Genomic DNA, 22,156 nt, shown 5'->3' on the forward strand with positions numbered 1-22,156 from the left:
CCAAAATCATGCGTGATGGAGCTCCCAATAAAACGCATCGAAGAATTCCTGCACAATCGGATTCCCGTATCCCGGACAATCGATTGCCGGGTTGTAGAGGCCGACGGAAAATCCCTCAAGCTGTCCCTGCCCAAGATTAGCCCCAACCTCAAAGATGAGGATTTTTCGGACCTGAGCGGCTTAACACTGTGTCAGTTGACGGCCTGGGCTTACCTCCAAGTCACGCTGCAACGCCTGAACTACAAGCCATTCACCAGCCTCACGAGCTGCTCCTTCAAGAAAAACCGAGAAATCGACTCCAACTCATCGACCATATTCGCGAGCTGCACCGTGCCTTGCGACAAAGAGTGGCAACAGTTCCTTCGCATGCTATCGCGCAAGGCTCGAGCTAAGGTCAGCCTCGAAGTGAATCTGAGCGATGAACTTGGCGAAACCGCGACATTGACTTGTGAATACGATACGCGCGATCTGGATCCTTCCTAAACCAGTGTTGGATTCACGTCTCTATGGATAAAACCCTTCTCGTCGCCCAAATCATCCAAGTTATCGAGCAAGAGCTCCAAAACGCTTCCAAAGCAGCCCTTGAGAGCGCTCAAGAAGCCACGGACGAGGAGTCCCGAGCCGAAAACAAATACGACACTCGAGCCCTAGAAACCTCATACGTGGCAACCGCCCAGGCAGGTTACGCTAAGGACATGAAACAGGCATTGCAGGCCTACAAAAACCTCAACCTGCCAAACGATAGCTCCACTGGCCCCGCCGCGATCGGATCGTTGGTCACCACTTTAGGCTCGGCTGGCAGAGAAGTATTTTTCATCGGTCCAGCCCGAGGCGGCCTAGAGCTGGAAACCGAATCCGGTCCCATCACGGTGGTCACTCCCAAATCCCCGCTTGGCTCCCAAATGATCGGCAAATCGCTCGGGCAAGATGCCGGCGGGCGGAAAATCCTGCGGCTCAGCTAGTTTTTCCCTTTCCGCACAACCCTTCGCATTGGCTTGCCAATTCCGCTTACACGTGTTGGGTTCTGCGTGAAAATTGCTCAACCCCGAACCCCATACCTCTCGATGAAGTCGATCGCCCCCTTTCGTCTCAGCGTCGCTTTGACTAGCCTGAGCCTCCTCATTGCCAATCTCAACGGCAGCTCGAAACACTCCGAAATCCTACTCGAGGCCGAGAACGGCAACCCGACTCCTCCCTTCCAAATCTTTTCGGATACCGAGGCCTCCGCTGGCTCCTACATTTGGGCGCCGGAAACCGAGCCCAACGCAGAAACGATTGAGCAAAGCTTGGGACACGCGACTTTCCACGTCGAAATCCCCGAAGCAGGCGAGTACGAGCTTTGGGGCAAAGTCTTCACTCCAGGCGCTCCACGCACCCGAAAGGACTCATTTTTCGTGGATGTAAACGGAGAACAACTGACCTGGTTCGTTCACGATTGGGCTGACAACTGGGTTTGGAGAAAACTGACCGTACTGGACCGGACCCGCGACATTAGTTTCGAGCTACCTGCAGGCGACAACGAGATAACGATCTCCCACCGTGTTTCCGGAACAAAAATAGACCAAATCAAACTCGTTCCAGTGCGGCCTTTAACCTCTCTGTTCGGAGGTATCGATCCCACGGAGATCGAAGCGAGCTCAACCAAGCTGTACGAAAACCTAAGCCCCTACTTCCATATGGAGCCTCTGAAGGTACCCCAGTTTCCTGACCAGGTTTTCAGCATCGTCGATTACGGTGCAATCGAGGGCGGATTCGAGCTGAATACGGAGGCGATAGCCAAAGCTATTGAGGCGTGCGCCGACGCCGGAGGAGGAAGAGTGCTCGTCCCAGCTGGGAGATGGTTAACCGGGCCGATTCACTTGAAAAGCAATGTGGATTTCCATGTATCCGAGGGTGCTACTGTATTGTTTAGCACCGACCGTTCCCATTACTTGCCCGTCGTCTTCACACGATGGGAGGGCATGGAATGTTACAATTACAGCGCTCCGATCTATGCCAATGGTCAGAAGAATATAGCCCTAAGCGGGAAAGGCGTGCTCCACGGCCAAGGCCACAGTTGGTGGGGCTGGAAACGAAAGCACCAGAAGGCGGCCGCAAAGGCACTGTATCAGATGATTCAAGACGGCCTTCCGCCGGAAGAGCGAATCATGGGCGACACGGTCGAAGGTCTGTGCCCGAACTTCGTTCAGTTCGTCAATTGCCGGGACGTGCTGATCGAAAACCTCACTTTCGTCGACGGCCCCATGTGGACACTCCATCCTATCTATGTGGACGGTATGGTCGTAAGAGCGGTCAAGGTGACCACCTCGGGTCCAAACAATGATGGAATCAACCCGGACTCCACCCGTAATCTCCTGATCGAGGACTGCTATTTTTCAACTGGAGACGACTGTGTCGTCCTGAAATCCGGGCTCAACGAAGATGGCTGGCGTGTAGGGCGCCCAACAGAAAACGTGGTCATCCGAAATATTTATGGGAACGAAGGGCACGGCGGAGTCGTTATCGGCAGCGAAATGTCGGGCGGAGTCCGTAACGTTTACGCTCATGACTGCTACTTCGTCGGCACCGATCGGGGTATCCGACTAAAATCCATGCGAGGTAGAGGCGCTTTCATAGAGGACCTCTACTGCGAGCGAATCAAAATGTCGGACATCGGAGGTCAGGCCATCCGCATAAACTCTTTCTATTCCTCAAGCACTCTGAAGCCGGCCAGCGAAGTGCCACCTTCCTTTAAGAATATGCTCTTCAAGGATATCAGCTGCGAGGGAGCTGCTCGAGCGGTAGAAATCACCGGATTGGAGGAGTCATTGGTGGCGAATCTCAAATTCGAGAATATTCAAATTTCTGCCAACCAAGGCTTTATTGCTACCGATGCGGAAAACATCACTCTCGAAAACGTCAAAATCGAAACCCAAAAGGGTCCGGCTTTCGCATTTCACAACACGCAAAACGTGGAATTGAAACAGGTCAGCGACGGTAGCGAAAACTCCCTGATTCCCGAAATAAGCGGTGAAAGGTCCGCCAATATCCGGTAGTCGAGATCTAGGGGATTCGGATTGTGGTGCCGACCTTGAGACTACTCTCGTTAGGAATGAGGTCACGGTTGGCCTCCAAAATATCCCTCCAGCGACTGCCGTCTCCATAGACCTGACGAGAGATTTTGTAGAGCGAGTCCCCTGACTTGATCGTATACCTCCGGCCACTGTCTTGAGGAACCTGCAGAGTCGGTTCTGGGATCGGCTCACGCGGAAGCGTCGCTTCGGGCCGCAAAACCGGTGCCGAATCTTCCAAACGATGCACCGCGACTTGCGGTTCCTCGGGAGAATTCAGGCGATTGCGGGCATCGGTAAGCTGTCGCTTCAGCAATTCGTTTTCCGAACGCAAAGCCTCGATCGTATCGAGCAGTTTCAGTCGCTCCAAAGGATCCTTATACACCTTGGCATCAAAGGTCATCGCGAACTCCTTCTTGGCCGTTTTGATCCTCTCCTCGACCAAGGCTATTCGTGTTTCGGCATCGTCTCGATCGCTCCGCTGCATCAGCGCCTCGTAATGCTTGAAATGATAAATAGCCGACACCGGATCGCGAAGGTGCTTCAAATAAATATTGCCCGCATCTAGGTGAGATTCGGGGGCATTGCCATTGCGACGCTGGATGAGCTTAAGAAAATTCTCCAAGGCCTCGTTCTCCATGCCGCGGGCGTAGAGGTCGCGAGCTCTTCTGAAAATCGGCTCCTCCTCCTCGTTCAGCACCTCGAGCGAGTTCTGCTGGGAACAGCCCGCTAGCAAAGCGAGCCCAGCGAGCATCAAAAAAATTAGTCTGGAAGCGTTAGCCCTTAGCGTCATTTAGTATCGTCCTTCACCGCATAAGACAGCAACCCAAGCTACGTTTCCAAGTCCTAAATCCTCAATAGATACTTTTGCTTCCCAACGTAATGGAAACACCTGAAATCATAGCCAAAGGAAAACTCTGCTTAGATATCGAGATCGCCGCTCTCCAAGCTACGAAGGACACGCTGGACGAAGGCTTTGCGAATGCAGTGCGTATCCTGCACTCCACTCTGCAGCAGGGAAACAAGCTGATCCTCAGCGGCGTGGGTAAGAACGCCCACATCTGCCAAAAGCTAGTCGGCACCTTGAATTCGACAGGCGCCCCATCGACCTTCCTCGACCCCGTGCAAGCTTTGCATGGAGACCTCGGTCTTTGCCGTCAGGGAGACACCGTACTCGCTTTCAGCAACAGCGGCGAAACAGCGGAGCTCCTACGCTTTTTGCCCATGGTTCAACGATTCGATGTGAAGACCATCGGCGTAACCGCCAAACCAGACTCCAGTCTGGCAGGTATGTGCGACGCCACCTTGGTCTACTCCATCGTCAAAGAAGCCTGCCCTCTCGAGCTGGCTCCGACCGCCAGCACCACCGCCGCCATGGCCATCGGCGATGCAGTCGCCATGGTCCTTCTGGAGCTGAATGCCATTTCCAGGGAGGATTTCGCAAAATACCATCCCGGCGGAGCTCTGGGCCGCGTGCTCTCCCCCAAGGTGGACGAAATCATGAGATCCAAAGATCGCTTGGCCGCACTCCCTTCCGATTCTCCGTGCAAAGATTGCCTGTCCGAAATGTCTGCCAAGAGCTCCGGCTGCATCGCGTTGCTCAATCCCGACCAAACCCTGGCTGGCATCATGACCGACGGAGACATTCGCCGCTACATCCTCAGTCATCCCAATTTTCTGGATAGCCCGGCCAGTTCCGTGATGACTGCCAATCCGATCACCATTTCCAGCGGTTCCTACGCCGCCCAAGCCCTCAAAAAATTTGAGCGACACAGCATCGACGATCTGATCGTGGTAGACTCTGGAAATCGGCCAATCGGGATAATTGACGGCCAAGACCTGACCAAAGTAAGAGTCGTTTAACCGCGGCGAGCCCCTCTACGCGCATTCGGGTTTGCAATGAGAGCGTCGTATGCGATGCATACTGCGTTTACTTTTCATAGATGCAAAACACGTCTCAAACGCCCAGCGCGGAAACTTCAAAACAGCTCCCTGAACTGTTTCAAATGCTCCAACCTCACCTAGAGGCCTTGGACGCATGTCTCGAGCAACAGGTCGAGAAGTTCGAGCCTGAGATTCGCGAACACGTTTCCTACAGCATCGACACAGGCGGAAAACGCATCCGTCCTTCGCTCATTTTCTTCAGCGGCTGGAATTCGGAGGGATCTGTCGATAAAAACCTAGTTCAGCTGGCTGCAGTTGTTGAGACAGTGCATCTGGCTACTCTCGTCCACGATGACATCATGGACGAAGCGGATATCCGACGTAATCGAGCCACGGTTGCCAAAAAATACAACAACGCTACCGCGGTACTTCTGGGCGACGCACTTTTTTCGCACGCAGTCTACCTCGCGACTCAGTTTCCAACCAACGAGGTTTGCCGCGAAATCGCGGTTTCCATGAGACAGGTTTGCACGGGCGAAATTCTGCAAACGATGCAACGAGGCGACCCAGATCTCGATATGGAAACCTATTTCCGCGTCATCGATCTAAAGACAGCAGAGCTATTCCGCGTATCATGTCACCTAGGCGCAATGCTCGCCGGCTTCGATCGCTCCTACATCGAAGCCGCAGCAGCATTTGGAAGACACCTAGGCATCGCCTACCAGATCTATGACGACATGACCGATCTCTTCGGCTCCCAAGAGAAAATCGGCAAAACACTCGGCACCGATATCGCCACCGGCAAACCGACCATGCCCATCATCCTAATGCGTGACCGACTGCCAGAAAGCGAAGCCCAAGAGCTAAGGGAAACTCTGGCAGGCAAGATCGAGGCAGATGTGCCTCGGTGGCTGGAGAAACTCAAAGAAATGGGAATTTTCGAAGAGGTGCGCCAAGCGATCTTCGAGGAAATTCGAAAAGGCAGGGAGGCGATCGAACACTTCGAAGATAACCCCTCCTCCCTGCACCTACGTACTATCAGCCAACTCCTATGGAACCAAGTGGCGGCCCTATAGGTCGCTCGTGGCTGCAAAAGTAAAAAACCGACTTCTAAAAAAGGATTTTTCAGGTATAACCTTTTAGGAAAGTCCTCCTCTTCAACGAAATGAGCATCAGCAAGGCCATCAACAAGACCTTGGTCTCCACGCCGGAACGGCAGCAAGAGGCTGACGATGATCTTGTGATCGTGCACAAGGTGCAAGAGGGGGATGTGGAAGCCTTTGACGAGCTGGTCACAAAATACCGAGAACGCATTTACGCCGTTGTCTACAACCTGACTTCCAACCGCGAAGACGCGTCTGACTTAACCCAAGACGCCTTTATCAAGGCGTTCCAGTCCATCGGCAGATTCAAAGGAAAATCGAGCTTCTTTACCTGGCTTTACAGAATTGCTCTGAACACTACCCTCACCCATCTTCGCAAAAACAAGCTGAGACGATTCTTGAGCTTCGAGAAGATGAACGACGAGGACCACTCCGCCGGATTCATCGAACAGCTCGTTACAGACTCTGACTCTGACAAAAGGGCTCTGATGAACGAGCTGCAGGAAAAGCTCAACGATGCCTTCCAAAAACTCTCCGTAAAGCACCGCACCGTAATCACACTCTACGAAATCGATGGTCTCAGTCATAAGGAGATCGCCGAGATCGTCGGGACTTCAGTCGGTACCGTCCGATCGCGACTGCATTACGCCAAACTCTTCCTTCAAGCCGAACTGAAAGACTACGTCGAGTAGCCACAGAAACTGATGCTTAGCGCTTCCAAAATCAAAGTTTCAAACAAATCAGATCAGCAATTGAGCCAGTTGATTCGGCTCAAGAAACTGGAGCGGCCCGACGCGCAATTCTGGGAGGAGTTCGAACAGGAGTTTAGGAGCAGGCAGATATCCTCCCTTGTACAGGTGCAACCGCTACACACCCGTCTGAGAAGAGCCTGCCTGATTTTTGCGCGAAAAGTAGGTCCCCCCGCTGCGGCAGTCGGAGCTATGAGCCTGACAATCTTTACGGTCAGCAATTCCAGCCACGTTTCAGACACGAGTACCCCGGGCAGCTCTCTTGCCACCACGCAACCGATCGAGACGAAGACTCCCGAGACTCCAACCTTCGATGTCCATGTTGAAGCGGAGACAGAAAAGAACGCGTACAACGCCTTTTCAGTGGACGGTACCATCTACAAGATCAATTTGCTAGGCAGCGGCTTTGACGTCGCAAACGGATACCAGCTCAACGCCACTCCAGTCACCTTTTCCCAGGATAGCCTGAAAGCTGGCGTCAAAACCGACATCAACAGCAAGCTGCAAAGCTACTAGAATGCTGCGGATTGCTAGATTTGTTGGAGCGCTAATCGTTACTGCGCTCGCTACGCTGAACCCAGCGACATCGAAAAGCCAACCGCTCGAGGCAGAATTGAGGCTTATCGATTTGTATCAAAATTTCAAAGACGCGGTCGTTAAGGTCAAAATAGCTATACAAACGACTGATGCAAACGGTGACACAAAGGTTTCCCTCACCGTGATGACTGGATTTTACATAGACAGCGAGGGAACAGTATTAACCAACGCGGTGCCGATGGAGCCTGGTCCAAGGATGCGAATCGAACACAAGGCAACTCAGTTTCTCGCTGTTCCGATCGCCTCCGACCCAGTAACCAACCTTGCGCTTCTCAGAGTCGCTCAACCTCCGGAAAAAATCGACTATATTGACATTAATGCATCAAACGATTCCCCAGAAATCGGATCTATCGCATATGCGATTTCAAGTCCGCTAAACCTGGATCCAACTCCTAAATTGGGATTGGTCACGGGTAGAGAAAGTAACTTTAACGAGGTCGCTTTCCCATTCACTTACACGCGAGTGAGCATTCCCTCCGGCCCGGCAGAAGGAGGATCCCCGTTCTTCGACTCGGAAGGCAAGCTAATCGGCATTAGCGTGGCAGCACTCCCTGACGTCGACTCCAGCTACATCATTCCGGCCGACCAGCTCGCTAAAATAGTTGAGCAACTTCAATCTGAGAAAAGCGTATCACACCCCTTAATACGTGCGAGCTTCCTGGAGCAAGGTGGACAAGAGTTTGGCAAGAGGTCGATAATCGTAACCGGATTAGCGGCAGAATCGAACGCCGAAAAAAGCGATCTTCGAGTGGGCGATAAAATCATCCAAGCCCAAGACACAACCCTCGAGAGCATCAATCAATTTCGCGACCTGATCGCCGAACTCCAGCCAGGCAACTTCATCAGGCTTACCATAGAACGGGGAAATCAAGAGCTAGAAATTCCAATCCTGTTGGAAAAAAGAAATTAGAGGAAGATGCCTGTATATCATTCTGAGATTACCATCCGCACCAACGGGAAGCGGACCATCGAGATTAGTGACCAAATCAGAAACGCTATCCGCGAAAGCAAATTCAGCGAGGGAATCGTCACCGTCTTCTGCAGGCATACAAGCTGCAGTCTAGTGCTGATGGAAAACGCGGACCCAAGCGCCAGGCACGACCTCGAAGGATTCATGAATAGGTTGGTACCGGAAAATGATCCGCACTTTACCCACACCTACGAAGGTCCAGATGATATGCCGAGCCACATAAAGATGGCCCTGACACGCTCATCCGAAACCATTCCCTTCAGCCGTTCCAATCCTCTCCTAGGAACTTGGCAGGGCGTTTTTCTGTGGGAGCATAGATCCAGTCCGCATTCTAGATCCATTATCGTCACCGTGATTGGCGAATAAAAAAGCGCTCCCCGCCAATGACGGGGAACGCTCAGATGAGAGAAATGCGTTGCTATGAGGGTCTAAGACTATCGGTTCTTCAGAGCTACCGGATCGATACCTGCAGCTTTCATTGTCTCCTCGGAGAAGACATCCTCGAAGTCTGCTTCTTCACTTGGTAGAATCCGTGCAGTGATGAAGATGAGCAAATTGCGGGTGGTATCGGTCTTGGACTCATGCTTGAAGAGGCGACCGAGTCCAGGCACCTTACCCAGGACAGGGACATGATTGTTGCTTTCGCTACCCGAGCTCTGCATCAAACCACCAATACCCATCGTAAAGCCATCCTTCAGAGCGATCTGAGTGGTAGTACGACGGGTTGAGATAATTGGAATATCAGCACCGTCGAAACTGCTCACGCCAGTACGGCTGCTCACCTCAGGTAGTACCTTTAGCGAAATCAAACCATTGTGATTGACCGAAGGGGTTACGCTCAACTTAACGCCGATCGACTTGTAGTCAAAACCGTCCACTCCGAATCCTCCAGTCTCTTCATTGTACTGGTAGCGAGGAACTGGATACTCTTCGCCCACCGCAATAGTGGCTTCCTGGTTATTCAAGGTAACGACTGTTGGATTGGAGACCAAGCGGCTACCGCCCTGCTCCTTAAGCGCACTCAGAACAAACCCGAATTGATCCGCGGTGAAGACTGCAGACGAAGTACGAGTCACACCGCTAGTGTCTACCAGTGAGGTCAAATTTGTTACCGCATCAGAGATCAAAGAGCTTTCACCAATTGAAGTAGCATCGATCAAAGTTTGGCCGGTGAGATTGTCTATCAAGGTACCATTCATTGTACCAACGCCATCCATGGAGGCTTCGCCAGACTCGAAGGCAACATCTTCAACATTAGATGAATCAATAGATTCGCTGCTATTGTCGTAGGAATTGCTGCGTTCAAAACTGTCTCCATATTCTCGGGTCAAATTCCCTACGCCCACGCTGTAGTTGCGTAGAGAGGACCAATTAACGCCAATGTTCTTAACATCTGTATCGGTAACTTCAATAAACCGAGTCTCGATAAAGACCTGCTGAGTCGGCTTGTCCAAACGCTCTACGATTTGACGGATATCGTCCATCTTGGAGGCGCGCTCAGAAACAATCAAAGCGTTACTGCGCTTGTCTACCTGCACTGCTCCACCCGCTCCAGCATCGATAAGGTTGCGAAGCGTTGAGGCGATGGACTCTGCATCCGCATAGTTTACCATAAAGATCTCAGTAACAGGAGGCTCGATATTGAGAGAGTCACGGCTAACCACTTTGACAATTGAACCTTCCTCAATGAAAGTAAAACCAACCGGGTCCAAGACGACCGAATAGATCTGCCGCCACGTTACATCTCGCAGCTTGATGGAAGTAGTACCTACCAAAGTGTCTGGCACTACTAAGTTTAAAGTGTATAGATCTGCTACATTACGAAGAACGGTGCGAATTTCCTCGTTGGGATAATCGACCGATATCAAATCGGAAGAGGCAAGATTCAAGTCACTACCGACAGGATCTTGTCCCAAGGGAGAAACTACTGCACTATCAGGAGTTTTGGCCTCTCCATTTTCGTTAGAGCTTGAGTCTTCCGCACTGGAGGGGTCGTCAAACAATCGATCTATGTCCGTCAGCTTGGGACCAGACTCGGTCTCTGGAACTACTGGATTTTCCTGTTCATCGAAAGCATCGGGGACTTCCTCCACCGCCACTGATTCTTGGCCAGACAATGAGGTCAAGCCTGCAGCGAATAATGCAGCTGCATAGTATATAATGTTGTTGGATTTCATATAACGCATTTAATTAAGTTCTCTTTGTAGTTCTGCAGTTTTGTAACGCAGCTGATAAGTCACTCCTGTAATATCAGACAACAGGACTATATACTCACTATCATTTAGGCTTACCTTCAGTTGAGAGCCGGACCCTCTACGCCCGTCCTTGAACATAAGAAAATACTCGCCACCTAAATTAAAAACACCGCTTGGCTTGATCTGATCAGCCAAAGCCTCGAGCACTTGGTCATCAGTCAGTACCACTTCTTTAACTTCCTCGATTACCTCTATTTCCTTGTGCCCAAGGTTAGCGGAAAACGGACTCGGTGCTACAGAAAGCAAATCAGGCTCCACTGGACGCACTTCCGTGGCCAAGGCCTCGCCAATTTTTTCTAGTTTCTCGAGGCGTTCCTCTGGAGACATTATAGCGGACTCTACAGAAGAATAAGAAACCGTCAGGAATACTGAATACAGAAAAATTTTCAACCGATTCATTGAACCTTCCTCCCTAGAACATTATAGGAAATTCTCATATTGAGCCTAGTCTCGACTGAAGCGCCATTAATGGGAACAACAGAGAACCCATCTAGAGCGGCGAGAGCCTTACCACCCTCTACACCTCTCATAAACTCTAACACTTCTGGGTAGGTACCATGTATATTCATATCATACACGAGCTCTTGATAAGGTGATTTCTGGGCCTTTTTCCTCGCCTTCTTGGCATTCTTTCCAGTTGGCAAGGCTTTCAGCAATTGCTGAAGACTAGTCATCTCGACTCCCGTAGTTGACTCGATCTGATAGAAATACCTTTGATTAGTCGCCAAATCCTCAGGCAAGAATAACCGCGATTCCACATCAGCTTGAAGCTGATCTAAACGCTCGAGATCTACTTCGATGTCGGATGCGTTTTTCAAGTTCCTTAGAATGCGAGTATGCCTCACACTGAGGTCGTCATAATCCGCCTCGAGTACAGTTATAGATTTACCTCTATAGAGATAGAAAGATATACAAACCAAAGCGACCAGACCGCTAGCCACCACGACATAATTCTTCTTCAAATAAGCTAATATGGTTTCTAGGCTCATTTCTTTTCCTCCGCTTCGGAATTTGTAACTTCAATTCGGAAATTGAAGTGAGCTCCCCCAGCGCTCCTTTCGAGACTCGTTAACTTATAGTCATCGAGGAGACCCTGCAGAACGTCAGCCTCTTCCAGCGAAACCATGAATTTATCTACAAGACGGGAGGCCTCTTCTGCGGAAACTTTCAGGTTCCCTTCGATGCTAGCTCGTCCTTCGATGTATTCAATTCTACTGAGATACATCCCCTCTAGGAGACGAGAAGAAACCGCCAACAAGAAATCGCTTCCAAGTAATCTTCCAGATCGGAATTGCACGATTTCATCCAAGGTACGAGTTGTATTCATGAAACCCGAATTAAGTTCGACCTTGGCATCATGCTTCTCTTGGTAGGATGCGATCTCGACTTTGAGGCTCTCGATATTCTGCTGAATATTCTTAACGTGCACTTCTCGCAAAACGCTAAAAACAATAGTAACTCCCGCGATTACGAGAAAGAGCGTTGGCAGGAAAAACTGGGTACGTACCGCACGCAGTTCGGGTAAATCCTCGAGGTCTCGAAAGTCAGGACGCCAATTATAGGAAAGTCCAATTTCCTTCTTTTTCATTTTGATCATGAATTCGCCTTTCTACTGTCGAAGTTCATGATCAGCGAAAGCAGGCTCACCCAAGTCGTATCCATCTTTTCGAAATCAGATTGATTCGAGAAAGAGACATCCTCTCGTTGAAGCCACTTTTCCAAGTCGATCGTGAACGGCTTGAGATTCAACAGGTCGCAAATACTGTTCTCGAGCCAGGGCAAGGTCTTCCCACCCTTCACGCAATAGAGCTCGGAAACAGAACTACCGGTTTGCACCTCATAGAAGCCGATCGAGCTCTGAAGCTCTCGGAGAAGTTTTCTCAGTAGCTTAGGGGCAATCGAACCTAGGTCGAATTCCCGCGACTTTAAAATCTTCTCCGCAGCCGCTTCGTCCTTTAAATTCATTTCTTGCTTTAGGCCGGCTACCAGATGCTCAGATCCAAATTCGATGCTGCGAGCCATCTCCACACCCTTAGCGCCAACGATCACGACCTGTGTTTCCTGAATATCGATTTCGAGAAAGAGCACTGGCGATTTGTCAGACTTGGAATCAACAACGTTCTTCAGAACGCCGAGTGTTCCCACCGTTCCAAACTCCAATCTCCCCGGATAAATCGCATTGTGGACAAGAGAAGATTGCACATCAGAAATCGACTTCTTCGGCGCCCCACAGACAAGAATGTCCTTCTTGTTAAATTCGGAAAGCTCAGCGTCGGCTCCATCTGACGCAGAGAGGCAATAAGTTGAAAACTCTTCCGGTGTGATACCGACCGATTTTCTTAAATAGTCCGTCACGAATTCGGCCTCCTTGCCCTTGGTGGAGTCCAGTCGAACTTGCCGCACGATGCGACCTTCGGGGTAAACGGAACAGGAAGCTCGAAGAAATCCGTTCGATTTGGCCTTGGCGAAACCGCGAACTTCTCCCGCGATATCCCCTTTCTCTTCCAAATCGATTTCCAGGACCTCTTCAACCACCAGTGGGGACTTACTGGAGCTCAAGCGGGCAGCCCTGATCGTAGTGGGTCGGAATTCTACGATAAAATTGTTCTTTTTAGCTGAGATCATCGTCGTTTTTACACTCCCCTAGGCGCTATCCACTTAGAGTTGCATATCTGGCTATCGGCTATCCTCAGCTTTGGTTAAGGTGAATGGGGCATCTTATTTTACACAACACGCCCTCCCCCAGTCAGGTTGGGCATATTCCACCTAACTCCTAGCCGGCAGCCTGAGCATTCAGCTCTATTTTCTTTTCAAATCCGCCGAAACCCCACCTGAAGCATAACCGCTCTTTCCATTGGCCTAAACTAGCGCCGCGACGGGTAAAATTAGGCTAGGAAACCAAAATATACGTAAGGGAGTCCCAAGGTCCGGGCACAAAAAAGCCCGAACTCTTTGAGTTCGGGCTCGGAATGCTTGTCGGGCGCCAGCGAAATGGGACTTGTACGACGGTTTTCTGTAATGGAGCTTTCAACGATCTCTGTCGCTTATCGTTGCTAGGCGCCCCGAATCGAAAACCTAGTCTACCAAGCCTTCTTCTTGTGGCGGTTCGACTTCAAGCGCTTACGACGCTTGTGCTTAGACATCTTGAGTCTGCGTTTTTTCTTTAGATTACCCATTGATATTGCTCCTTGAAAATTAGGAAAAGCCCGAAAACGTGGCCCTTCACCCCATGCCTGTAAAGCAGAAACTAGATAAAAGTTTGGAGACTCAGGAGATCCCCCAAAACGGCTTCAAGCCTTAGCCCCGACCTCCTCGATACTCGTCGAGTCGTTTTAGCAAAGTCTCGAAACGGCTTGGCAGTGGCGCCAAGACCGGATCCAGCTCACGGCCCGGAATAGCAAACGAGACTTCTACCAAGTGCACACAAAGCTTGTCGTAGAGTGGCTTTTCGCGGCCCTTACCTCGCATGTAGTCCCGCTTTAGCCGAGACAGGTAGATCTCGTCCCCATCTGCATACAAATCCTCTCCCACGATGCTGAGACCTCTCTCTGCGGCATGGACTCTCACTTGATGTGCCCTAAGATTCGTAGAAACAGCCTCCCACAACTGGTACTGCCCAAAACTTCTTAGGAACTTGAAATGGGTTTCACACTTTTTCCCAGTGCGGTGAGACACCACCATTCGCTTCGCCTGGAAGTGCTTGGAAAGCGGCAAATCGCAAACGAACTCTCGGTCTTCGGTCTCCGACCGGGCCAAAAGATGGAAATGATACTGGACCTGGCTCGAGCCCGCCGCGTTTTTGAGAAGAACTTCGTTTTCTTCGTTCTTAGCGTAAACCAGGGCGCCACTGAGCTCAGCGTCCAAATTGAAGACACGAAACATCCCCTCGATGCCTAGCTTTTGCAGCTGAGGTTTCTCGTTCAAGAGCTCACGTCGCAATGCCATGGAGAAATCGGGCTTGCCCAGCGTCCACTCGTGCTGAAAACAGGCGAGCCCAGCTGGCTTATTGATGGCGAACAACGCTTCGTTGTTGGCGATCAACGGAAACTTCTCCGGTCGATTGCCCAAGTAGCCTGGAGGGAAGGATATCAGTTCTTTCTTTGAGCTCATCGTTTCGTGCGGATTCGGGGAAAAGAAAGAACCCCCATCGTCAGAAACGTATGGGGGTTCATGATGGGAGGAGGAAAAATGGATTATCCAGCGATGTACTTCGCAACGGAAGCCTTAGCGCGGCTTGCCTTGTTTGCATGTACGAGATTGGTCTTCGCCGCCTTGTCCATTGCGGATACGTAGTCGATCGCGGCAGCCTTGAGCGCTTCCTTATCAGAACCGTCAGCAGCGAGTGCTGCTACCTTCTTGGCCAGCGTCTTGATACGAGTCTTGCGAGAACGATTGTGCAGTGTGCGCGCGATCGTCTTGCGGTTGTTCTTAATTGCTGACTTGGTATTTGCCATAAGGGGAGCGGATATTTCCGCCCGAAGCCCCTTTGTCAAGGCTTTAGCGGGCGGAATATTGTTTTAGTGACTCAAGCTGCTTCCTGTAGAGGCAAAGGACTGGAACGCTTCATTCAACGAGGAGGGCGAGTCGAAGGGCAAACGCTCGCCCTCCGCTTTGAGTTCACGCCAGAAATCGATGTTCATTCCACCGCCCCCGGCCAAATCCTCCAGGGCTTCGTCGTAGTGGAACTCGTAACCACCATTCAAAGTAATCTCATAGCCGACTATCGCTCCGTAGACCGAGCCGCTGTTGCCGCCGCCCTGCAGATGAACATTCGAGTTCGGAGCGTAAACAACGGCGTAGACCAAACCATTTCCGGCTACATCTACACTCGTTCCTCCCGCAGTTGGGGTCGTATTGTAGATCATGAACTTCTCTGGCTTCTCGGTTTCGTTTTGCATACCGTAGGCAGAACCATTGCCCGAAATGCTCAAAGACTCCGCCGAGTAGAGCTCCAGAGAGCCCGTGCTAGTAATTCTTATCGTACCCTTACCTGAAATACTCACGTTCCGTCTCACATAGAGACGGACTGGCCCATCTATCACTAGATCGTCTCCATTTCCGCTGAGGGAAATTCGTTCCGCTTGGTAATTAGCGGGCGAGGTATCAGTCGGATTCCCCAAAGTTAACGCGCCGGTGATATCTGAAGCTCCCGAATTGATAGTCGAAACGTCCGTCCAGCCCGAATAGGCAGGCACCGTGACTTCTGGCAGGTCCGCGTAGAAATCTTCCGTTACGCGATTGAGGTCCTTGGTGCCAGTCGAGGCTCCCCACACCCCTAATGTGCCGTTGTTGTGGAACGAAGAGTTCACATTGAAAGTACCACCCACGGAAAGGTAACCGTAAATGTCCGCATTGTTGATGAGCACATCCGTGTTCGCCAAGTTGAGGGAAGCCACATTTCCATTGGAGAAACGATTCGCGTAAGAAGACGGCGTGTAAGAGCCCAAGCGAGAATCGTAGCTGTCAACGATGACGTTGTTGCCGTTCATAATCACGTTGCGACGGGCCAATAGTCCGTTTGCAAAAAGACTTCCAGAGGAGAGATCTACCTTGATTTGGCGACTCACCGGAGTCCCGTCGGCCCCCAGGATCTTCCCCTCCGCGGCAATGGTGGGCGATGTCGGGCTGTCGCTGACGAAAATCTTAATGGTACCCGAACCCTCAGAACCGAGCCAGTCAGCATCGATCGACTTAAAATACCCCTCTGAATAAGCAGTCCAGCCTGACCAAGATTGGGAATTGAAAGCACGCACCCCCTCTTCCAACCCTGACTCCGCTAAGTTCAGAGCACTCTGCATGTTGAGGTAGCGATTCGACATCTTGTATTCAGTAAACGACGACTGCATGGCCGCCGCCATCCACAGGCCCACGATGACCACAATCAAGATCGACGCGAGCATGGCCGACCCCCTTCTACTCCGTAAACGACTCTTATTCATAATCTCTCCTTCTTTCTAACTACTAACTGACCGGTTTCTCATCATGAAACGGGCCGAAATTATTTCATTGGTGTTCTTGATGCTCAGGACATTGCGTCGCATCTCCGCCTGCAATTGGACTTCCTTGATCTCCAATTCCGTGGTCGTCGCATTCCCATGCAGGTTGTAGTAGACGAGACTTAAGCTCTCCACATCCTCGAGGATAACTTCCGTCGTACTCCCGATTACTCTCGAGAAGGTTCCCTCGCTTGAGTCGTAGCGATAAATGACTGTCGTCAGCCCACCTGAAGAATCGTAGACCTCTAGCGACATCGAACTAGCGTTGGCGTAGTTGACGTCCTTGGTCATGCGGGCATCGGAACCAAAGTCTTCCAGAGCGAAGCGGCTTGCCATGTTCATACCCTGATAGTTACCCAGCCCCTTGGTAGCCTTCGCTAGAAACAACATGCTGCCGGTCGAAACTGCCAACACCACACCGCAAAGGGTGATGGCAATCATCACCTCCACAAGGGTCATGCCCTTCTTTCGCCTCAAAGGCCTAGAATGATCTATAGTAGTAGTCATGGAGACCATTTTGAGTAAACCAAGACACCGTCTTCTCGGTTTTAGTGTTTCCTCGGGCATCTTCCCACTTAACCCAGATCGTCGCTTGCTTCTGGTCGGAGTAACGATCCTCGATTAGCCGCAGAGCCCGATAGCGAAGGCCAAAGGCTTCATTAAATTCCGAAGTCAGATCGAGCTCCTTGGTCCCTGCGTCCGAAGTTTGCAAAGCTTCGAGCTCCGACCAGCTCATAGTCCTAAGATCCTCCATCTCGCTTTGCAGGATCTGGGCAATACGGGCGTAGTCCCGAGACGTCTCCATCGTCTGCAACGCCTGCGTCACTGTAGAAAATGCCGCCGTAAGCACGAGTCCGATCAACATGATCGCGACCATTACCTCTACCAAAGTAAAACCACCCTCGCCTTTACCGCGAGAGCGACGACGCCCTGCCAGCCGACCTGTATTGATAGAAATGTGCACTCACAACTTCGATCGGAGCAGAAATCCAAACAGACTACCACAAGGCAGGAAATAGTGACCATCTTAGGCTAAAAAAGCGCTCAGCTAAGCCGCCAAGAGAAGTTTCCTTCACGGGCCCTCCGTTGGAGCGCCCAAAAATAGCGCGTCCAAATGGAGGACTGCCCTAGGGTGCTCAAACACTAACATCCGGAGAAATCTTCATTCGGCCACCAGAGAGTACTAGTTTCGGAGCCTGTAAGCCGGATCCTGTATCTTAGCCGAAGCTAAGATCGCGTTCATTTATCTGCTTCCCGCCGAAGCGAGAGCCCCTTCCAATGAAGTGGCGCGGTTTACCCGGGACCTTTAACGGACGGGCAGCCCAGATCCCCTATTTAACCTTGCGCCGGATTGGGTTTACCTTGCCGAGCCAATTACTCGACTCGCGGTGGGCCCTTACCCCACCTTTTCACCCTTACCTGCCTCGATGACGCCGAAGCGAAACCGAGCCAGGCGGTATATTCTCTGTGGCACTGGCCGTCGAACCGCCTTGAAGCGGCCCTCCCTCGCTTTCGCGAGGAACCCTGCCCTACGGCGTCCGGACTTTCCTCCCCGGAGATTCCTATAAAGAACAACGGAGCGAACGCGCGGCCCCGAAACTAGTCCGCGTAATAGAGGACTCGCCCGCAGTTGTCGCAAGTCGTAATTTCTCGAGCCGATTTCACGTCCGACTCTACAGCGTTAGACACCCGCATGTGACAGCCTTTGCAGGAGTGGCCAGAAAGAGCGACAATGACAGGAAACTTCAGCCCGCGGGCGACTTGCGTGTATTTGGACCGGCCAGGCTTATCGAGCTCAGCTTCAGCCTTGGCCTTCGCCTCCTGAGCCTCCGCCAACTCACCCTTAACTTCCTCAAGCCTTTCGTCCAGCTTGGCGATAGCACTTTCCTCCAAGGAGATGGCTTCTTTCGACTTGCCGGCCGCTTCTTCGAAACGTTTCCGCTCTTCGTCTAACTCGTAAAGCACCTCCAACTCGTCCGACTCCAAATCAGAGATTTTCTTGCCCGCGATTTCGATCTCGTGAGTGAGCGCCTGATACTCCTCGTTCTTCTTAACCTGCAACTGCTGGTTCTTGTACTTGATGATCTGAGCCTCGATCGAACCCATCTCATTCTCGATCGTCTTGCCCCGAGACTCTAACTCCAGCACGCTCTGGCGCGCCCCTTCGACTTCCGCTCGGATGTTAGCGATACGATCCTCGCACGCCTTGCGATCCATTGGCAAAGAAGCGAGCAAGCTCTCGACTTGCTGCAATTTCATGTCGCGATCCTGAAGGATCAACATTTTGGTCAGGGTATCGGATACCATAGGAGTATCGACATACAGCTAGGCCAATAACTCTGGGTCAAACCTACAATCGAGGCTCGCCCTTATATATAATACATTTCCTCCGGAGTCTCCGGGATCAGGTCCTTGACCGTGAGTTCGGCAGCCTTCGCTTCGAAACAATCCTGCAAATCCTTCCAAACCTCAGCGACCTTTTCCCCCGAAGCTCCCGCCGAGTTGGCAACCGAACTGAACACGTCCCCCTGCACCAGCATGATGACTTCCCGCAAGCTGATATCTTCCGGGGCTCGAGCGAGAAGGTAGCCCCCTTGTTTACCCCGACGGCTCTCGATCAATCCGCCATTTCGCAAATCGCCTAAAATCTGCACCAAGTAATTGGCGGGGATAGCCTCCACTTCCGCCAGCTCCTCGATTCGGGAAAGTTCGCCACTCGGGCGGCGGATCGCCATCCTGGCGAGGGCACGGCATGCGTAATCGAGCTTAACGGATAATTTCATAGGCAATTTTCATAGCCATTCGACATTCGTTTTCTCCCCAAAGTCAATACACCACCCTACGACCGCCCAAGATCGGGCCATACAAGGCCACTAGACGCCCTCATTTCACCAAAATACGACAAAGGCCTTGCACGCGCACGCGCGAGCGATTTGAATTAAGGTTTTCGTAGATGAGACGCGTCCAGAAAACAGCGACTCAATAAGCCTATAGACAACCCTGTTTCACCTTTATGGATTCCCAAAACGAATCTGAAAACGAGCCAGTCAACTACGACGGCGATTCCGATTACAACGCTTCAAACATCCAGAAGCTAGAAGGCCTCGAGGGCGTGCGCAAACGCCCCGACATGTACATAGGCGACACCAACGAGCGCGGCCTGCACCACTGCGTATTCGAAGTGGTAGACAACTCCATCGATGAAGCGCTGGCCGGATACTGCAAAAACATCAAAGTATCTATCCACCTCGACGGCTCCTGCTCAATCGAGGACGACGGACGTGGCATTCCCGTCGACATCCACCCGACCTATCAGATACCGGCCCTTGAGCTGGTGCTGACCAACTTGCACGCGGGCGGCAAGTTCGGCAAAGGAGCCTACCAAGTCTCCGGCGGTCTTCACGGCGTGGGCGCCAAGTGTGTCAACGCGGTTTCCGAATGGTTTGAGGCAGAGGTTCGCCGCGAAGGAAAAATCCACCAGATGCAATTCAGCCAGGGCAAGACGACCAAAGAGCTGACCATCATCGGCGATACACAAAAGACAGGTACCAAGATCTCCTTCAAACCAGACCCCGAGATCTTTGAAACGACCCTCACTTTCCAGTACGAGATCCTCGGCAAGCGCCTGCGAGAGCTCGCCTTTCTAAATCCCGGCATCTCCATCACCCTTATCGACGAACGCTCCAACAAGGAGGAAAACTTCCTCTTCAAGGACGGTATCGCCGAATACATCCGTTTCCTCAACCGTTCAAAAAACGTCCTGCACGAAGAGCCCATAGCGTTCGGAGACTCAGTTAAGGAGAAGGAGGATTCTCCAGCCATACAAGTCGACGTCGCCCTGCAGTACAACGACTCGTACAACGACCAGATTTTCGCCTACGCGAACTCCATCTTCAACATCGAAGGCGGCACTCACCTCACCGGATTCCGCACAGCCCTCACTCGAGTGGTCAACCAATTCGCGCGAGCAAATAATCTCCTGAAGGATAAGGATCCAGCCATCACTGGCGACGACGCTCGTGAAGGCTTGGTAGCCGTGATCTCGGTCAAAGTCCCAGAACCTCGCTTCGAGGGGCAAACCAAGACCAAGCTGTCAAACGGAGAGGTCGATGGTATCGTCCAAAAAATCGTAGGCGAACGTCTTAAGTTCCACTTCGAGACCGACCCGAAGCTCGCCAAGCGACTCATCGACAAGTGCCTCAACGCCGCACGCGCTCGTGAAGCCGCTCGCAAAGCTCGCGAAACGGTCCGCAAATCAGCTCTCTCCGGCGGAGGCCTACCGGGCAAGCTAGCCGACTGCTCCTCGCGCAAGCCAGAGGAGTCGGAACTCTACATCGTGGAGGGTGATTCCGCGGGCGGTTCCGCAAAACAAGGTCGCGACCGCAGAACTCAGGCGATCCTCCCCTTGCGAGGCAAGTTGATCAACTCCGAGAAAGCCCGCATCGACAAAGTTCTATCCAACAACGAAATCCGGACCATGATCACAGCCATCGGCACCGGGATAGGTGACTCTGAAGACGGAGGAGGATTCAACATCGAGAAGGCTCGTTACCATAAGGTCATAATAATGACCGACGCGGATGTGGACGGATCTCACATCTCGACCCTACTGCTGACTTTCCTTTATCGCCACATGAAGGGCTTGATCGAGAAAGGTTACGTCTACATGGCCCAGCCTCCTCTCTACAAGATCAAGAGAAAACGCCGCGAGCAGTACGTCGACAACGATGAGCAGCTAAACCGAATCCTCCTCGAGCTCGGAGGCGACGAGGCCGTACTCACTCGCGTCGACGACGGACATAAATTCGAAGGCGAAAAGCTGGACAAGATCGTCGAAATATTCGCTCAACTCGAACGTATCGGTGGATCCGTTACACGCCACGGCGGCTCATTGGGCGAGTACCTTGAACAGTATTCAAAAGAAAACCACAGCTTGCCACGCTATCTTGCACGTGTGCGGGAAGGAAACAACGAATCCTACCATTTCCTGCGCGAAGAAACCGACCGTGCTGTTTTCGTGCAGAACCAGGGCATGGGAGCCGAAGGGCTCAACGAAGAAAACGCCACCGCAACCATCTTCGACGAAGCAGCAGGCATCTCAAAGCGCATTTCCATCTTCGAGATTTTCGAATCGAACGAGATGTCAAAGCTCTTGCATGAAATCGAAACCATAGGCTTGGACCTATCTCAGTTTGTAAGCTCTGAAGAGCCAGTTTACACCTTCACGGAAAACGTCGGATCCAAGAGCGAGAACACCATCGAGATCTTCTCAAATATGTCCATTCTCGACGAAATCCGAAAGTCTGGACGCAAGGGCTTGTCCATCCAACGGTACAAGGGTCTAGGTGAAATGAACCCGAAACAGCTCTACGAAACGACCATGGACGTATCCAAGCGTAGACTACTTAAAGTAAACATTAATGACGCGGCCAAGGCGGACGAGCTTTTCACAATCCTGATGGGCGAGGAAGTCGCTCCAAGACGACTATTCATCGAGGACAACGCCCTAAACGTGTCTTACCTCGACGTGTAGAGACACTGATAGTCGCCAA

The 22,156-nt window shown here is 51.7% G+C and carries 24 protein-coding genes and 1 other RNA gene; 10 read left to right on the forward strand and 15 right to left on the reverse strand.

Going from position 1 to position 22,156, the window contains the following annotated elements; all coding sequences use genetic code 11:
* The first annotated feature begins 15 nt into the window (after positions 1 to 15).
* The 3 genes from H5P27_RS12310 (at position 16) to H5P27_RS12320 (ending at position 3,035) form a co-directional block, all read left to right on the forward strand.
* Positions 16 to 483, forward strand: a complete 468-nt coding sequence (locus H5P27_RS12310) for a YiiD C-terminal domain-containing protein (RefSeq protein WP_185660699.1) — start codon at positions 16 to 18, stop codon at positions 481 to 483.
* A 23-nt stretch (positions 484 to 506) separates the two neighbouring features.
* A complete protein-coding gene (locus H5P27_RS12315; RefSeq protein WP_185660700.1) occupies positions 507 to 962 on the forward strand; it encodes a transcription elongation factor GreAB in 456 nt (151 codons plus the stop codon).
* Positions 963 to 1,064: 102 nt separating this feature from the next.
* On the forward strand, positions 1,065 to 3,035 hold the full coding sequence (locus H5P27_RS12320) for a glycosyl hydrolase family 28 protein (protein ID WP_185660701.1): 1,971 nt from the start codon (positions 1,065 to 1,067) through the stop codon (positions 3,033 to 3,035).
* Between the two features lie 7 nt (positions 3,036 to 3,042).
* Here H5P27_RS12320 and H5P27_RS12325 read toward each other — a convergent pair whose 3' ends face one another.
* A complete protein-coding gene (locus H5P27_RS12325) occupies positions 3,043 to 3,804 on the reverse strand; it encodes a LysM peptidoglycan-binding domain-containing protein (protein WP_185660702.1) in 762 nt (253 codons plus the stop codon).
* A gap of 128 nt (positions 3,805 to 3,932) precedes the next feature.
* On the opposite strand from H5P27_RS12325, the gene H5P27_RS12330 reads away from it, so the two are divergent.
* From H5P27_RS12330 to H5P27_RS12355, 6 genes are all read left to right on the forward strand, one after another.
* The gene (locus tag H5P27_RS12330) at positions 3,933 to 4,913 is read left to right on the forward strand and encodes a KpsF/GutQ family sugar-phosphate isomerase (protein ID WP_185660703.1); all 981 of its coding nucleotides are present in this window, start codon (positions 3,933 to 3,935) and stop codon (positions 4,911 to 4,913) included.
* A 143-nt stretch (positions 4,914 to 5,056) separates the two neighbouring features.
* Positions 5,057 to 6,010 (forward strand): polyprenyl synthetase family protein, encoded by a 954-nt coding sequence (locus tag H5P27_RS12335; RefSeq protein ID WP_185660704.1) that lies wholly within the window; start codon positions 5,057 to 5,059, stop codon positions 6,008 to 6,010.
* 89 nt (positions 6,011 to 6,099) lie between these two features.
* Entirely contained in the window at positions 6,100 to 6,729 is a 630-nt protein-coding gene (locus H5P27_RS12340; protein WP_185660705.1) for a sigma-70 family RNA polymerase sigma factor, read from the forward strand.
* 249 nt (positions 6,730 to 6,978) lie between these two features.
* The gene (locus tag H5P27_RS12345) at positions 6,979 to 7,302 is read left to right on the forward strand and encodes a hypothetical protein (RefSeq protein WP_185660706.1); all 324 of its coding nucleotides are present in this window, start codon (positions 6,979 to 6,981) and stop codon (positions 7,300 to 7,302) included.
* A gap of 1 nt (position 7,303) precedes the next feature.
* Positions 7,304 to 8,293, forward strand: a complete 990-nt coding sequence (locus H5P27_RS12350; RefSeq protein WP_185660707.1) for a S1C family serine protease — start codon at positions 7,304 to 7,306, stop codon at positions 8,291 to 8,293.
* A gap of 6 nt (positions 8,294 to 8,299) precedes the next feature.
* Positions 8,300 to 8,719, forward strand: a complete 420-nt coding sequence (locus H5P27_RS12355) for a secondary thiamine-phosphate synthase enzyme YjbQ (protein ID WP_185660708.1) — start codon at positions 8,300 to 8,302, stop codon at positions 8,717 to 8,719.
* A 68-nt stretch (positions 8,720 to 8,787) separates the two neighbouring features.
* Here the strand turns inward: H5P27_RS12355 and H5P27_RS12360 are convergent, their stop codons facing one another.
* The 14 genes from H5P27_RS12360 to H5P27_RS12425 all read right to left on the reverse strand — a co-directional run bounded on the left by H5P27_RS12360 (position 8,788) and on the right by H5P27_RS12425 (position 19,387).
* On the reverse strand, positions 8,788 to 10,530 hold the full coding sequence (locus tag H5P27_RS12360) for a type II secretion system protein GspD (RefSeq protein WP_185660709.1): 1,743 nt from the start codon (positions 10,528 to 10,530) through the stop codon (positions 8,788 to 8,790).
* A gap of 9 nt (positions 10,531 to 10,539) precedes the next feature.
* Positions 10,540 to 10,935, reverse strand: a complete 396-nt coding sequence (locus H5P27_RS12365; protein ID WP_221774699.1) for a hypothetical protein — start codon at positions 10,933 to 10,935, stop codon at positions 10,540 to 10,542.
* 68 nt (positions 10,936 to 11,003) lie between these two features.
* Complete coding sequence (locus H5P27_RS12370) at positions 11,004 to 11,597, reverse strand: hypothetical protein (RefSeq protein ID WP_185660711.1); 594 nt, start codon at positions 11,595 to 11,597, stop codon at positions 11,004 to 11,006.
* Entirely contained in the window at positions 11,594 to 12,196 is a 603-nt protein-coding gene (locus H5P27_RS12375) for a hypothetical protein (RefSeq protein ID WP_221774700.1), read from the reverse strand. The genes H5P27_RS12370 and H5P27_RS12375 overlap by 4 nt, the downstream gene beginning before the upstream one ends.
* Positions 12,197 to 12,201: 5 nt before the next feature.
* Positions 12,202 to 13,233, reverse strand: coding sequence for a hypothetical protein (locus H5P27_RS12380; protein WP_185660713.1), 1,032 nt, complete (start codon positions 13,231 to 13,233; stop codon positions 12,202 to 12,204).
* A gap of 455 nt (positions 13,234 to 13,688) precedes the next feature.
* A complete protein-coding gene (locus H5P27_RS19975; RefSeq protein ID WP_083794420.1) occupies positions 13,689 to 13,784 on the reverse strand; it encodes an AURKAIP1/COX24 domain-containing protein in 96 nt (31 codons plus the stop codon).
* Between the two features lie 121 nt (positions 13,785 to 13,905).
* On the reverse strand, positions 13,906 to 14,718 hold the full coding sequence (locus H5P27_RS12390; protein WP_185660714.1) for a pseudouridine synthase: 813 nt from the start codon (positions 14,716 to 14,718) through the stop codon (positions 13,906 to 13,908).
* 83 nt (positions 14,719 to 14,801) lie between these two features.
* A complete protein-coding gene (rpsT, locus tag H5P27_RS12395) occupies positions 14,802 to 15,062 on the reverse strand; it encodes a 30S ribosomal protein S20 (RefSeq protein ID WP_185660715.1) in 261 nt (86 codons plus the stop codon).
* 63 nt (positions 15,063 to 15,125) lie between these two features.
* Positions 15,126 to 16,508 (reverse strand): DUF7305 domain-containing protein, encoded by a 1,383-nt coding sequence (locus H5P27_RS12400; RefSeq protein WP_185660716.1) that lies wholly within the window; start codon positions 16,506 to 16,508, stop codon positions 15,126 to 15,128.
* A 54-nt stretch (positions 16,509 to 16,562) separates the two neighbouring features.
* Positions 16,563 to 17,111 (reverse strand): PilW family protein, encoded by a 549-nt coding sequence (locus tag H5P27_RS12405; RefSeq protein ID WP_185660717.1) that lies wholly within the window; start codon positions 17,109 to 17,111, stop codon positions 16,563 to 16,565.
* A complete protein-coding gene (locus tag H5P27_RS12410) occupies positions 17,086 to 17,568 on the reverse strand; it encodes a type IV pilus modification PilV family protein (RefSeq protein ID WP_185660718.1) in 483 nt (160 codons plus the stop codon). Before H5P27_RS12410 ends, H5P27_RS12405 begins: the two co-directional genes overlap by 26 nt.
* A gap of 219 nt (positions 17,569 to 17,787) precedes the next feature.
* An RNA gene (gene rnpB / locus H5P27_RS12415) (RNase P RNA component class A) lies at positions 17,788 to 18,203 on the reverse strand.
* Positions 18,204 to 18,911, reverse strand: a complete 708-nt coding sequence (locus tag H5P27_RS12420) for a zinc ribbon domain-containing protein (protein WP_221774701.1) — start codon at positions 18,909 to 18,911, stop codon at positions 18,204 to 18,206. It abuts the RNA gene before it with no gap.
* Positions 18,912 to 18,973: 62 nt separating this feature from the next.
* Positions 18,974 to 19,387, reverse strand: a complete 414-nt coding sequence (locus H5P27_RS12425) for an RrF2 family transcriptional regulator (RefSeq protein ID WP_185660720.1) — start codon at positions 19,385 to 19,387, stop codon at positions 18,974 to 18,976.
* Between the two features lie 230 nt (positions 19,388 to 19,617).
* On the opposite strand from H5P27_RS12425, the gene gyrB reads away from it, so the two are divergent.
* Positions 19,618 to 22,137, forward strand: a complete 2,520-nt coding sequence (gyrB, locus tag H5P27_RS12430; RefSeq protein WP_185660721.1) for a DNA topoisomerase (ATP-hydrolyzing) subunit B — start codon at positions 19,618 to 19,620, stop codon at positions 22,135 to 22,137.
* Positions 22,138 to 22,156: the final 19 nt, after the last annotated feature.

Source organism: Pelagicoccus albus, from assembly GCF_014230145.1.
Classification (GTDB): Bacteria; Verrucomicrobiota; Verrucomicrobiia; order Opitutales; family Opitutaceae; genus Pelagicoccus; species Pelagicoccus albus.